The following is a 13957-nucleotide window of genomic DNA, read 5'->3' on the forward strand; positions in this document are numbered from 1 at the left end:
GTCCGCGGGGGCGTCCGCCGGCCCGCCCGGGACGCGCCGCGCCCCCCGGGCGGACCGGCGGACGCCCCCGCGGACGGGGCCGCCGGTGCGCCCCCGCCGCCGCACGACCCTTCGTGGATCGAGGCCGAGTGCCGACGGCGCTTCCGGGGCGACCCCGCCCGCAGGAGCGCCTGCGTGGCCGCGCTCCGGTCGCGCTTCGGCGGCTGACCGGGACGGTCCACCGGGACGGTCCGCCGCCGGGGGCTCAGGCGGCCTTGGACGTCAGCATGCGCGTGATGTCGGCACGGAGTTCGGCGACGTCCGCGCCCGATTCCCACACGAGCCGCACCGCGCGGAAGTCGTCGTCGTGGAGCAGGCCGAGCAGGATGTGCCCCGTGCCGATGTAGTTGTGCTTGAGCCGGATCGCGTGGCGCAGGCTCAGCTCCAGAGCCTTCTTCGCCTCCTTGCCGAAGGGGCGGTGGCCCTTGCGCCGTCCGCGCTCGCCGGGCGCCGCGTCCAGCGCGCCCTCGCCGAAGCTGTCCTCGGCGGCGCGGCGGACGGCGTCGAGGTCGATGCCGATGGAGCGCAGCGCGTCGGGGTCCAGGTCGCCGTCCAGGCCGCCGACGGCGGCGACGCGGGCGCGCAGGGCGGCGGCCTCCAGCCCGTGGGCGCGGAGGGCCCGGGCGGTGCTGTCGTCGGCGTCGAGGAGCGCGAGCAGGACGTGCTCGGTGCCGATGCGGCCGTGGCCGAGGTCGCGGGCTTGCGCCTGGGCGTCGACGACGGTCTGCCGGGCGTCCTTGGTGAACCGTTCGAACATGCCTAACGCTCCTTCGTCGGGAGGAGGCGGCGCCCGCCGCCGTGCTTCTTGTGGACCGCCTGCCGGCTCACGCCGAGGTGGTCCGCGATCTCCTGCCAGGACCAGCCGCGCTCGCGGGCCGAGGCGACCTGGAGGGCCTCCAGGCGCTCGGCCAGCTCCCGCAGCGCCCGGACGGCCCGCAGCCCCACGGCCGGGTCCCGGCTGCCCGCCTCTCGGGCGAGCGTCACTCCATCGCTCATGCGTGTCAATCTAGGTTGACAGTCGCCACATGTCAACCAACGTTGACACGTGCGTCGGGGCGCGGCGGCTCAGCGGACGGCCAGCAGGGTGGTGAGCAGGTCGTCCAGGCTGACCAGGCCCGCGACGCGGCCCCCGGCGTCCACCGCGAGCCCCAGGTGGCTGTGCCGCGCCCGCAGCGTCGCGACCGCCTCGCCGACCGGCGTGGCGAGCGGCATCGCCGGCACCGGATGGGCCAGCTCGCCCGCGACGGCGTCCCGGCCGCGGGCGCGGGCGAGGTACGCGTCCCGGACGTGCACCATGCGGGCCGCGCCGGACCGGTCGAAGCCGCGCAGCATGATCCGGGTCCGGCCGGTCCGCGCGGCCGTGTCGATCACCTCCTGCGGGGTCGCGTCCGCCGGGACGGACACGATGTCGGCGAGCGGGACCACGAGGCCCGCCAGCGGCGCCCGCGGGGCGTCCAGCGCCGCCGTCAGCAGCGTCAGGTCGCTCTCCCCGATCAGCCCGAGCCGCCGCGACTCCACCGCGATGCTGCGCAGCTGCTCGGGCGTGCGCGGCGCCTCCCGCGTCGTGGTGGGCCGGACGCCGATCGCCCGCAGCAGCAGGTTCGTCCCGCCGTTCAGCGCCGCCAGCACCGGCCGCATCACGATGCTGAACGCCCGGAACGGGGGCCCCAGGATCGTCGCCGACCGCTCCGGCGCGGTGATCGCCCACGACTTCGGCGCCATCTCGCCGACCACCATGTGCAGGAACGTCACCAGCGCCAGCGCGAGGGCGAACGCCAGCACGTGCGACGCGCCGTCCGGGAGCCCGGCGGCGTGCGCGAGCGGCGCCAGGGTCTCGGCGAACACCGGCTCCGACACCAGGCCGAGGCCCAGCGAGCACATCGTGATCCCGAGCTGCGCGCCCGCGAGCGTCAGCGTCAGCTCGTCGATGCCCGCCACCGCCGTGCCCGCGGCCCGGCTGCCGCGTGCCGCCGCCCGCTCCAGCCGCGGCCGCTTCGCCGCCACCAGCGCGAACTCGGTCGCGACGAAGAACCCGTTGCCCGCCAGCAGCGCGAGCGTCACGGCCGCGCCGAGCGCCGGGTTCACCGCCGCCCCCGCCCGCCGCGACGGTCCGGACGCGGACCAGCCCCGGGACGTGCCGCCGGACGGTCAGCACCTCGACGATCGCGGTCCGCGCGGGCTCGTCCAGCCGCGTCCGCGGCAGCGCGACGTCGACCACGTCGCCGGGCCGGGCGACGCGGCCGAGGCGCTGCAGCAGCAGGCCCGCGACCGTCTCGTAGTCGCCCTCCGGCAGCGCGATCCCCGTCTCGTGCTCGACCTCGTCCACCCGCAGCCCGGCGTCGGTCGTCCACCACTCGCCGCGCCGGATCGCCAGGTCCTCGTCCGGCTCGTTCTCGTCCGCGATCTCGCCGACCAGCTCCTCGGCGACGTCCTCCCACGTGATGAGCCCCGCGAAGCCGCCGTACTCGTCCACCACGCAGGCGAGCGTCTCGCGGGCGCCCTGCAGCCGCAGGACGACCTCCGGCAGCGGCAGCGAGGACGGCAGCAGCAGCGGCGGGCGGGCGATCTCGCCGACCCGCGTGGCCGCCGCCGCACCGGGCGCCAGCGGCACCAGCTCCTCCAGGCCCACCACCCCGACCACGTCGTCGACGCCCGCGCCGACCACGGGGAAGCGGGACCGGCCCGTCGCGGAGATGATCTCGTCCAGGTCGGCGGCGCGGGCGGTCGCCGGCACCGTCACGACGTCCACCCGGGGCACCATGACCTCCGCGGCGTCGCGCTCGGAGAACGCCAGCGCCCGCTCCAGCAGGTCCACGTGGCCCTCCGGGAGCTGCGCGCCGGACTCGCCGATGATGTGCCCCAGCTCCTCCAGCGTCGCGCCGTGCTGCAGTTCCTCGACCGGCTCGATGCCCAGCGCCCGCACCAGCCGGTTCGCCGACGTGTCGAACAGCCGGATCAGCGGCGAGGCCACCGTGAGGTACACCAGGGTCGACCCGGCCAGGGCGCGCGCCAGCGGCTCGGCCTTCGCCAGCGCCAGGTTCTTGGGGAACAGCTCGCCCAGCACCATCTGGATCACCGTGGCGAGCGCGAAGCCCAGCGCCACCGCGATGCCGCCCGTCGCCCCCTCGGGCACTCCGGCCGCCGTCAGCGCGGGCGCGATCAGGTCGGCCAGCGCGGGCTTGGCGATGAACCCGACCACCAGCGCGGTGACCGTGATGCCGAGCTGCGCGCCCGACAGCATGAACGACAGCCGCCCCATCACCCGCACCGCGCGCGCCGCCGCGCGGTCGCCCTCGGCGGCCCGCTGGTCCAGCGACGGGCGGTCCGCGGTGACGAACGCGAACTCCTGCGCGACGAAGTACCCGGTCGCGGCGGTCAGCAGCAGGACCGCCAGCAGGCCGAGCGCGGCGTCCACCACGGGCGCCCCCCTTCCACTCCATCCGATGGGTCCCTACCCGCCCGCCGCCCGCCTTCGCGTCCGCCCGGGGGGCGAGGGGACGCGCGATTAACGCCGGGGGTCAGTGATTGGTTACATATGCGGCAATTGTCCAGGGATTGCGGCGCCGATCGGGAAGAAATGCCGAACCGCGCTTCCCGGCGCGGGCGGGGCGGGCATGCACGAGGCCGGGGCGATGAGAATTTCACCCCGGCCTCGAGAAGGCGCCGAACGCCGCCGCGTGCGCGGCCCCCGCGCTAGTGCGCGGCCTCGTACTTCTCGATCACGTGGGCGGGGATACGGCCCCGCTCATTGACCTTGATGCCCCGGTTCTTCGCCCACTCGCGAATCTCGGCGGAGCGCTCGCGGCTGTTCGCGGTACGGGTGCCCCGGGCCGTGCGTCCGGTCGTCTTGCGCGCCTTGCGGGCACCCGCCACGAAGGGCTCCAGGCCCGCGCGGAGCTTCTCGGCGTTCTTCTTGCTCAGGTCGATCTCGTACGTGGTCCCATCGATGGAAAAGCTGACGGTCTCGTCGGCCTCTCCGCCGTCGATGTCGTCCACGAGCAGGACTTCGACCTTCTGTGCCATGCGGGGACTCCCTAACTATGCGTCCGGCTTCGCGTCCGGATGAGCCTCGATGAATGCAGCATAGACCTCATCCGATATCTTGCCACGTTCGGAGACTTCGACGCCCTCTCGCAATGCCCACGAGCGCACATCGCCGTTCGTGTAGCCCTTGATCTTCGCGGTGCGGGACTTGCGTCCCTTCCCCGCGGGCTTCACCTCGGCGGCGTTCTCGATGAACGGCGCGAGACCGTCCAGCAACTCGTTCAGGCGCTTGTAGTTGTCGTCGCTCAAGTCGATCGTGAACGTACGACCCAGGACTTCGAAGTCCCGCTTGTCGACATCGGACCCTTCGGAGCCGTCGATGTCGTCCACCCGAATGACCTTCTCGGCCATGTGCGTCCCGTGTTCCTTCCCCTCGCCAACGCGGCGTCCATGACCGTAGCGGATTCCCGGACCCGACGAGTCCACCCGGCGCGCGGCGACACGGAAAAGGGGAACCGGACGGCCCGCTCTCCGGGAGCCGCTCCCGGCGGGACGCGCGGCGCGGCGGCGCCCGTCCCGGCGTTCCGGCGCGCGACACGACCGGGCGCCCCCAAAGATCCGGTCAAGTCGGGCATGTCATTGATTTCCCTGGGTAGCGGCGAGCACGGAGAGTCCCACCCGCGCGCGTCTTGAGGAGCGATGATGGTCGACGGCGGCCGCGACGAGAAGCAGGAACAGCTGGAACGGTGGCGGGTGAGCCCCGAGGGGTCGGCGCTCACGACCGACCAGGGCATCCAGGTGGACGACACCGACGACTCGCTCACCGTCGGGGAGCGCGGCCCCAGCCTCCTCGAGGACTTCCACCTCCGCGAGAAGATCACCCACTTCGACCACGAGCGGATCCCCGAACGGGTCGTGCACGCGCGCGGCTCGGGCGCCTACGGCCACTTCCGGGTCACCGACCCGCTCACCGACTACACGACGGCCGAATTCCTGCGCGACACCTCGCTCACCACGCCGGTGTTCGTCCGGTTCTCGACGGTCGCCGGTTCGCGCGGGTCGGCCGACACCGTCCGGGACGTCCGCGGATTCGCGACGAAGTTCTACACGCGGCAGGGCAACTTCGACCTCGTCGGCAACAACATGCCCGTGTTCTTCATCCAGGACGGCATCAAGTTCCCCGATTTCGTGCACGCGGTGAAGCCCGAGCCGTCCAGCGAGATCCCGCAGGCGCAGTCCGCGCACGACACGCTCTGGGACTTCGTCCAGCTCCAGCCCGAGACGATGCACATGATGATGTGGCTGATGTCGGACCGGGCGATCCCGCGCAGCTACGCGATGATGCAGGGATTCGGCGTCCACACGTTCCGGCTCATCAACGCCGAGGGGCGCCCGACGTTCGCGAAGTTCCACTGGAAGCCGCTCCTCGGCACGCACTCCCTGGCGTGGGACGAGACGCAGAAGATCGGCGGAAAGGACCCCGACTTCAACCGCCGCGACCTCTGGGACCGGATCGAGGCGGGCGCGTTCCCCGAATACGAGCTGGGCGTGCAGCTCGTCCCCGCCGAGGACGAGCACCGCTTCGACTTCGACCTGCTCGACGCCACGAAGATCATTCCGGAGGAGGAGGTGCCGGTGCGGCCGGTCGGCCGGCTGACGCTGAACCGCAACCCCGACAACTTCTTCGCCGAGACCGAGCAGGTCGCGTTCCACATCGCCAACGTCGTGCCCGGCATCGACTTCACCAACGACCCGCTGCTGCAGGCGCGGCTGTTCTCCTACCTGGACACGCAGCTCATCCGCCTCGGCGGGCCGAACTTCCCGCAGATCCCGGTGAACCGGCCGGTGGCGCCCGTCCGCAACCACCACCGCGACGGCTACCACCAGGCGGACATCAACCCGGCCCGGTCCGCCTACCACAAGAACAGCCTCTCGGGCGGCTGCCCGGCCGTGGGCGGCGAGGGCTCGTTCACCCACTACCAGGAGCGGGTCGACGGCGCCAAGATCCGCAAGCGGAGCGACAGCTTCCGGGACCACTACTCCCAGGCGACGCTGTTCTGGAACAGCATGGCCGACTGGGAGAAGGAGCACATCGTCGGCGCTTTCCGCTTCGAGCTCGGCAAGTGCGAGCAGACGCACATCCGCGAGGGCGTCGTCGCCCACCTCAACCACGTCGACCACGACCTCGCCGTGGCCGTCGCAAAGGGGATCGGCGTCGAGCCGCCCGGCGAGGCCGGCACCGCCAACCACGGCCGCAGCTCGCCCGCGCTGAGCCAGGCGAACGCGCCGGCCGACTCCGTGCTGGGCCGCAAGATCGCGGTGCTCGCCGCGGACGGCGTCGACTCGGCGGCGATCGCGGCGGTCGGCGACGCGTTCACGCGGCGGGGCGCGATCGTGGAGGTGCTCGCGGCCGCGGACGGCTTCGTCCAGGCGGCCAACGGCGGCCAGGTCGAGGTCACCAAGGCGATGCCGACCATGGCGTCCGTGCTGTACGACGCGGTCCTCGTGCCCGGGGGAGAGGCGAGCGTGCGCACCCTGTCCGAGGACGGCGACGCCGTGCACTTCGTCGCCGAGGCGTTCGTCCACTGCAAGGCGGTCGGCGCGCTCGACGAGGGCATCGGGCTGCTCGAGCGGGCGGGGCTCACCGGGGTGCGGTTCGCCGGCGAGGCCGCGGGCGGCGACGCCCTCGTGGACCAGGGCGTCGTCACGACCCGCGGCCACGGCGGCGACTTCGCCGACCGGTTCGTCGACGCGGTCGCCGCGCACCGGCACTGGACCCGCAGGAAGAGCCACGTGCCCGCCTGAGACCGGGGGACCGGACGGGGCCCGGTGCGGCGCGCTCGGGGGCGCGCCGCACCGGGCCCTTCGCCGCGCCGGGAATGAAACGGGGCCGCGGGGACTTGATCAATGAAGATCCCCGAACTCCCCCTGGAGGCGTGTACACGTGTCCCTCGATCCCGCCCTGCCCCGGCATCCGGACGCGGCCGTGATCCCCGACGACCCCGGGGCCGGCCGCGTCGCCGTCGCCGCCGCCCCGGTCGCCGATCCGGTCACCGCCCCGGTCGCCGGTGCGGCCGCCGGTGCGACCGCCGGTGCGGTCGCCGCGCCCGCGCGGGAACGGGGCGGCGGGACGCTCGTCGCGGTGCTGGCGTTCGCCGGGATCGTCGTCGCGCTGATGCAGACGCTGCTCATCCCCGTCATCGGCCGGCTGCCGCAGCTGCTCGACACGTCCATCGCCAACGCCACCTGGGCGATGACGGCGACGCTGCTGTCCGGTGCCGTCGCCACCCCGATCATGGGCCGGCTCGGCGACATGTACGGCAAGCGCCGGATGATCCTGGTGAGCATCTCCGCCGTCGTCGCCGGGTCGCTGGTCGCCGCGGTGAGCTCCGAACTGCTCGTCGTCGTCGCGGGCCGCGCGATCCAGGGCTTCGCGGTGGGCGCCATCCCGCTCGGCATCAGCCTGATGCGCGACCGGCTCCCCCGGGAGCGGCTCGGCGCCGCGCTCGCGCTGATGAGCTCCTCGCTCGGCGTCGGCGGCGCGCTCGGCCTGCCCCTGTCGGCCTACGTCGCGCAGAACTTCAGCTGGCACGTGCTGTTCTACGGGGCCGCGGCCCTCGGCGCGGTGGCGTTCGCGCTCGTCTGGCGGCTGGTCCCCGAGTCCCCGCAGCGGACCGGCGGCCGCTTCGACGTCGCGGGCGCGCTCGGGCTCTCGGCCGGGCTGCTGGCGCTGCTGCTGCCGATCACCAAGGGCGCCGAATGGGGCTGGACGAGCCCCGCGACGCTCGGCCTCGCCGCCGCCGGGCTCGCGATCCTCGTGCTGTGGGGCGTCCTGGAGCTGCGGGTGCGCGAGCCGCTGATCGACCTGCGCACCACCGCCCGCCGCCAGGTCCTGCTGACCAACCTGACGGCGGTCACGGTCGGCGTCTCCTTCTACGCCATGTCGCTGGTGCTGCCGCAGCTGCTGGAGCTGCCGACGGCCACCGGCTACGGCCTCGGCCAGACCCTCCTCGTCGCCGGCCTCGCGGTGGCGCCGATGGGCATCTCGATGATGCTCGTCTCGCCGCTGTCCGCCCGCATCTCCGCCGCCCGCGGCCCCAAGACGTCCCTCATCCTGGGGCTGCTCGTCATCGGCGGCGCGTACGCGGCGGCGCAGGGCCTGATGGGCGCCGTGTGGCAGGTCGCGCTGATCTCCACGCTCGTCGGCGCCGGCATCGGCCTCGCCTACTCGGCGCTGCCCACCCTGATCATGAGCGCGGTGCCGACGTCGGAGACCGGCGCCGCCAACGGCGTGAACACGCTGATGCGCTCGATCGGCACCTCGGTGTCCAGCGCGGTGCTCGGCGCCGTCCTCGCGCGCAACACGGTCTCGTTCCACGGCACGGCCGTGCCCGACATGACGGGCTTCCGGATCTCCTTCCTCATCGCGACCGCCGTGGTCGGCCTCGGCGTCCTGCTCGCCGCGTTCCTGCCGTCCGGGCGGCGGGCCGCGCGGCCCGCGGTCAGGACGCGGGCTCCAGCAGCACCTTGATGGCGCCGTCCCGCTTCTTCTGGAACATCTCGTACGCTTCGGGCGCCTTCTCCAGCGGCATCTTGTGCGTGGCCAGGTCCATGACCCCGAGCGGGTCGGCGTCGTCGGACACCAGCGGCAGCAGGTCGTCGATCCACGCGCGGACGTGGGCCTGGCCCATCCGCAGCGCGATGCCCTTGTCGAACATCCGCAGCATCGGCATCGGGTCGGTCATCCCGCCGTACACGCCGATCACCGAGATCGTCCCGCCCCGGCGGACGACCTCGATCGCCGTCATCAGCGCCGCGAGCCGGTCCACCCCGACGCGCGACATGAGCGGCGCGGCGGTGTTGCCGGGCAGCATCCCGGTGAGCGTCTGCGCGATCTTCGCGCCGGGGGAGCCGTGCGCCTCCATCCCGACCGCGTCGATCACCGAGTCGGTGCCGCGGCCGCCGGTGAGCTGCCGCACCGCGTCCGCGACGTCGTCGGCGTCCGCGGAGTCGATCACCTCGATGCCGTGCCGGCGCGCCATCTCCAGCCGCTCCGGGACGACGTCCACGCCGATCACCCGGTGGCCGCGGTGCCGCGCGATGCGCGCGCACATCTGGCCGATGGGGCCGAGCCCGAGGACGGTCACCGACCCGTCCTTCGGCACGTCCGCCCACTCCACGGCCTGCCACGAGGTCGGCAGGACGTCCGACAGGTACACGAACCGCTCGTCCGGCGGCCCCTCCGGCACCTTGACGGGACCGAAGTGCGCCTGCGGGACCCGCAGGTACTCGGCCTGCCCGCCCGGCACCTGCCCGTACAGCCGGGTGTAGCCGAACAGGGCGGCGCCCATGCCCTGCTCGCGGACCTGCGTCGTCTCGCACTGCGCGAAGAGCTTCCGCTCGCACATGTGGCAGTGCCCGCAGGAGATGTTGAACGGAATGACCACGCGGTCGCCGGGTTTGACGTGCGTCACGTCCGGGCCGGTCTCCTCGACGATCCCCATCGGCTCGTGGCCCAGGACGTCCCCCTCGGTGAGGAACGGTCCGAGCACCTCGTACAGGTGCAGGTCCGAGCCGCAGATCCCGGACGAGGTCACCCGGATGATCGCGTCGTCGGCCTCCTTGAGCTCCGGGTCGGGGACGTTCTCGACGCGGACGTCCCGCCTGCCGTGCCAGGTCACAGCCTTCATCGTCGCCCTCCTTGAAGCGGGGTACAGGTCGGCCCTACCCCGCCCGACAGGGCGAAACGTGCGATAAGGGACACCGGTGCCATGCGAGGAACGAGCCGCGTGCGCCGCGCCGTCGATGGTCGCCGTCGATGTCCGCCGTCCGTGCGCGGCCGGTCGTTTGGGCGGCGGCCTGGCGGGCAGCCCGCAGGTCTCGCAGTCAGGGGCTTCGCAGTCCGGGGCTCCGCAGCAGGGGGGACGACATGCGGATCGCCGACACCGGCCGGATCGAGGAACTGCTCGGGGACCTGGCGTTCCCGGCGACCAAGGAGCGGATCGTCGAGCACGTGCACGCCAGGAGCCCGGGGACGGACGCCGAGCGCGCGCTCGCCGCGCTGCCGCTCGGCACCTACGGCGGCGTCGCCGAGGTGATGCGCTCGGTCCCGGTCGAACCCGACACCGGGCGCAGCGCCGCGGAACGGGACTACCAGCGCCGCCACCACAACAAGCCCGGCCTGGCCGAGCACATGCGCGACACCGAGCGGCCGCCCGTCGAGGACGAACTGCGCCGCGACGACGACGGCGCACAGTGACACGGCGCACAGTGACACGGCGCACAGTGACACGGCGCGGGGACGACGCGCGGCGTCCCGCCGCCGGGGGACGCCCGCCGGGGGCGGCGGGCGTCCCCCGGCCGGCTCAGCGGGCGTAGGTCCCGGTCAGCGTCCCGGTCGCGACGACCTTGCCGCGCAGCGCGTCCCGCAGGTCCTCGGGGGAGAAGCCGGACGTCAGCCCGGACGGCCGGTCCAGCGCGTGGAGCGTGAACACGTACCGGTGGGGCGCGCCGCCGGGCGGCGGGTGCGGGCCGCCGTAGCCGTTGTCGCCGAACCCGTTGCGCCCCTTGGCGATGCGCGGGGCGTCCTCCCCGGCCGACAGGCCGTCGCGTTCGGGCTGCATGCCCGCCACCATCCAGTGCGTGAACGTGCCGCCGGGCGCGTCCGGGTCGTCGCAGGCCAGGACGAGTTCGACCGCCGAGGTGGGCACGCCGGTCCAGTCCAGAGAGGGGGACAGGTCGCCCGCCTCGTGGGAGTGGACGGCCGGGATCGGGCCGCCGTCGGCGAACTCGGGGCTGCTCAGCTTGATCTCATCCATGGTGCGGTACTGCCCGCTCACCGCGGAAGGATTCGGGCGTTTCACCGCTTCCCGCGCCGCCGCCCGACGAACCGGCGGAGCCGGGCGAGCCTGCTCCCGTCGCTCCGCTGCGCGGCGTCCTCGACCGGCGGGCCCTCGATCTGCGCCCGCTGCCGCGGCGACGCGCCGTCCGCCCGTCCCTGCCCGCCGCCCTGCGACAGCACCTGGTAGTCGAGGTAGAACCGGTTCGCCCGCGTGCGCGCCTGCGTGCGGACGCGCCCGGGCGTCGGCATCGGCAGGATGTGGTGCGGGTACGCGGCGAGCAGCTCGCGCGGCTGCCGGGTCTGCAGGAGCGCCGCCCGCTCGTCCGACGACCGCTCGTGCCGCTCGGTGAACCCGCCGTCGGGGGTCAGCGAGATCAGCCCGCTCTCCACCCCCTCCTTGCGCTGCCGCAGGTCGCGGCGCTGCAACGACAGGCAGATCCGCCGCGTGACGACGAACGCGACGATCGGGAACACGAAGAATCCGACGCGGAAGAACCAGGTCGTCCAGAACAGCGGGATGTGGAACACCCACGCGATGATGTCGTTGCCGCCCGCCGCCCACAGATTCCCGTACCAGACGATGACGGCCGCGCCGATCGCCGTCCGGGTGGCGGCGTTGCGCGGCCGGTCCAGCAGGTGGTGGACGCGCTCGTCGCCCGTCGCCCACCGCTCGAAGAACGGGTACAGCGCGAGGAGGGTGAAGAACACCCCGGGCAGGATCACCGCGGGCGCCAGCACGTTCCAGGAGACGGTGTGCCCCCACAGGGTGGTCTCGAGCCGCGGCATGATGCGCAGCGAGCCCTCCAGGAACCCGACGTACCAGTCGGGCTGCGAGCCGAACGACACCTCGTCCGGCTCGTACGGTCCGTAGAGCCACACGGGGTTGATCTGGAACAGCGCCGCCATCAGCGCCAGGAACCCGAACGTGAACAGGAAGTACGCCCCGCTCTGCGCGGCGAACGCCGGGAACGTCGGCTCCCCGGTGACCTTCTGCTCCCGGCGGCCCCGGCCCGGCCACTGGGTGTGCGTCTGGTGCCAGAGGATCATCAGGTGCGCGATGATCAGCGCGAGCAGCAGGCCCGGGATCAGCAGGATGTGCACCGTGAACAGCCGGGGGATGAACTCGGCGGTGCCCGGGAACTCGCCGCCGAAGACGAACATGACCAGGTACGACCCGACCACGGGGATCGACTGCACGATCCCCGCCATGATCCGCAGGCCGGTGCCCGACAGCAGGTCGTCCGGCAGCGAGTAGCCCGCGAACCCCTCGGCGAGCGCCAGCACCAACAGCGTCACGCCGATCAGCCAGTTGATCTCCCGGGGCTTGCGGAACGCGCCCGTGAAGAAGATGCGCATCAGGTGGATCGCGATCGCCGCGAGGAAGATGTTCGCGGCCCAGTGGTGGATCTGCCGCATCAGCAGCCCGCCGCGGACGTCGAACGTGATGTGCAGCGTCGACGCGTACGCCTCGCTGATCCGCACGCCCCGCAACTGCGTGTACGAGCCCTCGTAGACGACCTCCGCGCCGCTCGGCTTGAAGAACAGCGTGAGGAACACACCGGTGATCAGCAGGACGATGAACGAGTAGAGGGCGATCTCGCCGAGGAGGAAGGACCAGTGCTTCGGGAACGCCTTGGTGAGGTTGCGCTTCAGGAACGCGGCCGCGCCGAGCCGGTCATCGACCCCCCACGCGAGATTCTCCAGCCTCCCGGCCTTCGACCCGCCCTTCCGCTGCGCCATCTGCGTTTCTCCCCGGCCGAGAGCGAATTCCCGACGGGCCGGTACCCGAGCCGCAGGCGGGCAAACGGCGTGGTCGCGGCGCCCCTCACCGGACGGCGCGCCCCTCACCGGACGGCGCGCGCCGCGCGCCGGTCCGCCGCCAGGACGCGTTGAGCCGCAGCCGCAGGTCCCGGACGTCGCCGCGCAGCCGCTCCGCCTCGTCCGGATCCCGCCCGATCCCGCCGAGCCCGGCCTCGAGCAGGTCCAGCTCGGCGGCGCGGAGCCGGGCCAGCAGCAGCCGCGGCTCGCCCGGCGGCACGTCCCACCGCTCCTTCCGCCGCCACCTGCGGTAGGTCAGCACGTGCCGCTCGCCCGGCACCAGGACGCCCCCGGCGGTCTCGGCGTCCGCCGCCCGCCGGAAGTGCGCCAGGTAGCCGCGCCGCGCCAGCCGGTACGCGACCACCGCGGCCAGCAGGATCGGCAGCCCCTTGAACGGCAGCAGCGCCGCGTCCGCCAGGACGGGCGCGTCCCACCAGGCGTGCAGCGCCATCGCCAGCAGCAGCGCGCCCGCCGCCAGCGCCGCGTTCGTCCGGGACGCCCGGGCCAGCAGGCGGCCCAGCCCCGCGCCCGCGACCGCGGTCATCGCCCAGTGGCTCCACCAGGCGCCGCCGACGACCCGGCCCGCGAACGAGACGAACGCTGCCCCCGCGTCCTGCGTCGCCCCCGTCAGCAGGATCGTGTTCAGGACGTACAGGAAGTTCTCCGACATCTGGAAGCCGAGCCCGGCGAGCGCGCCGTACCCCCAGCCGTCCAGGGGGCTCCGCACCGCGCACGGGACGGCCAGCACCAGGACCGCGACGCCCAGCAGCTTCAGCGGCTCCTCGTTCACCGGCGCGGCGATCGTCGCGCCCCATACCGCGGCGAACTCCGGCCCGGCCGTCTGCCCGAGGACCGCGAGGAACGCCGCGTTCGCGGGCAGCGCCACCCCGAACGCCGCCAGCCCGCCCCACGCCGCCGCCAGCAGCGCCGCGCCCAGCGGCCGCACCCGCACCGGGTGCGTCCGCCGCAACGCCCACACCCCGAGGGCGAACGCCGGGGCGAGCAGCGCGAAACCGGCGGTCGCCCCGGCCGGGAACGCCCGCACCATCGCCCCGACCGCGTCGAACGCGAGCCACACGCCGAGCGCGCACGTCCCGGCCCACAGCCAGAACGCCGGACGGCCCGTCACCGGCCCGCCGCGATCGTGAGGGAGCGCACCATCGCCTCGATCTCGCCGGCCAGCCGCCGGAACGCCTCGGGCGGTCCGGCCGCCGTCACCGTGGCGCCGACCGCCCCGGTCGTGAACACCCCCGCCAGCCCGACGCGGCCCGGCCC

The 13957-nt window shown here is 73.6% G+C and carries 13 protein-coding genes and 1 pseudogene; 4 read left to right on the top strand and 10 right to left on the bottom strand.

The genetic code is table 11. The features are described from left to right. Positions 1-207: hypothetical protein (locus DMH08_RS42070; RefSeq protein ID WP_233617968.1), on the top strand; the 207-nt coding region annotated here is incomplete at its 5' end. Between the two features lie 37 nt (positions 208-244). Here the strand turns inward: DMH08_RS42070 and DMH08_RS33865 are convergent. From DMH08_RS33865 to DMH08_RS33890, 6 genes and pseudogenes are all read right to left on the bottom strand, one after another. Next, positions 245-796, bottom strand: a complete 552-nt coding sequence (locus DMH08_RS33865; RefSeq protein ID WP_125620134.1) for a Clp protease N-terminal domain-containing protein — start codon at positions 794-796, stop codon at positions 245-247. Positions 797-798: 2 nt separating this feature from the next. Then, positions 799-1035 carry a helix-turn-helix domain-containing protein gene (locus tag DMH08_RS33870; protein ID WP_026405941.1) on the bottom strand — a complete coding sequence of 79 codons (237 nt, stop codon included), beginning with the start codon at positions 1033-1035 and terminating at the stop codon, positions 799-801. 69 nt (positions 1036-1104) lie between these two features. Beyond that, positions 1105-2124: a CNNM domain-containing protein gene (locus DMH08_RS42075; protein WP_125620136.1), complete on the bottom strand. Its 1020-nt coding sequence runs from the start codon at positions 2122-2124 to the stop codon at positions 1105-1107. A gap of 37 nt (positions 2125-2161) precedes the next feature. Beyond that, positions 2162-3457: pseudogene (locus DMH08_RS42080) on the bottom strand (hemolysin family protein); the annotation flags it as partial. A gap of 275 nt (positions 3458-3732) precedes the next feature. Further along, the gene (locus tag DMH08_RS33885) at positions 3733-4062 is read right to left on the bottom strand and encodes a histone-like nucleoid-structuring protein Lsr2 (protein WP_026405943.1); all 330 of its coding nucleotides are present in this window, start codon (positions 4060-4062) and stop codon (positions 3733-3735) included. Between the two features lie 15 nt (positions 4063-4077). Next, complete coding sequence (locus tag DMH08_RS33890; protein ID WP_026405944.1) at positions 4078-4434, bottom strand: histone-like nucleoid-structuring protein Lsr2; 357 nt, start codon at positions 4432-4434, stop codon at positions 4078-4080. A 291-nt stretch (positions 4435-4725) separates the two neighbouring features. Here DMH08_RS33890 and DMH08_RS33895 point away from each other — a divergent pair, with 291 nt between their 5' ends. Together DMH08_RS33895 and DMH08_RS33900 are read left to right on the top strand one after the other, a co-directional pair. Beyond that, entirely contained in the window at positions 4726-6828 is a 2103-nt protein-coding gene (locus tag DMH08_RS33895) for a catalase (RefSeq protein ID WP_125620144.1), read from the top strand. A gap of 139 nt (positions 6829-6967) precedes the next feature. Beyond that, positions 6968-8554 carry an MFS transporter gene (locus tag DMH08_RS33900; protein WP_233617969.1) on the top strand — a complete coding sequence of 529 codons (1587 nt, stop codon included), beginning with the start codon at positions 6968-6970 and terminating at the stop codon, positions 8552-8554. On the opposite strand, the gene DMH08_RS33905 is transcribed toward DMH08_RS33900, so the two are convergent. Continuing rightward, positions 8526-9713 (bottom strand): zinc-dependent alcohol dehydrogenase, encoded by a 1188-nt coding sequence (locus tag DMH08_RS33905; RefSeq protein WP_026405946.1) that lies wholly within the window; start codon positions 9711-9713, stop codon positions 8526-8528. The two genes, DMH08_RS33900 and DMH08_RS33905, sit on opposite strands and share 29 nt — an antisense overlap. Positions 9714-9952: 239 nt before the next feature. Here DMH08_RS33905 and DMH08_RS33910 point away from each other — a divergent pair, with 239 nt between their 5' ends. After that, positions 9953-10282: a DUF2795 domain-containing protein gene (locus DMH08_RS33910; RefSeq protein WP_125620138.1), complete on the top strand. Its 330-nt coding sequence runs from the start codon at positions 9953-9955 to the stop codon at positions 10280-10282. A 106-nt stretch (positions 10283-10388) separates the two neighbouring features. On the opposite strand, the gene DMH08_RS33915 is transcribed toward DMH08_RS33910, so the two are convergent. The 3 genes from DMH08_RS33915 to DMH08_RS33925 form a co-directional block, all read right to left on the bottom strand. Continuing rightward, a complete protein-coding gene (locus DMH08_RS33915) occupies positions 10389-10862 on the bottom strand; it encodes a YbhB/YbcL family Raf kinase inhibitor-like protein (RefSeq protein WP_233617970.1) in 474 nt (157 codons plus the stop codon). Between the two features lie 20 nt (positions 10863-10882). Continuing rightward, on the bottom strand, positions 10883-12604 hold the full coding sequence (qcrB, locus tag DMH08_RS33920; protein ID WP_125620140.1) for a cytochrome bc1 complex cytochrome b subunit: 1722 nt from the start codon (positions 12602-12604) through the stop codon (positions 10883-10885). 85 nt (positions 12605-12689) lie between these two features. After that, positions 12690-13811, bottom strand: a complete 1122-nt coding sequence (locus tag DMH08_RS33925; protein WP_125620142.1) for a PrsW family glutamic-type intramembrane protease — start codon at positions 13809-13811, stop codon at positions 12690-12692. Between the last annotated feature and the right edge of the window lie 146 nt (positions 13812-13957).

The sequence above is a fragment of the Actinomadura sp. WAC 06369 genome (assembly GCF_003947565.1).
Taxonomy (GTDB): Bacteria; Actinomycetota; Actinomycetes; order Streptosporangiales; family Streptosporangiaceae; genus Spirillospora; species Spirillospora rifamycini.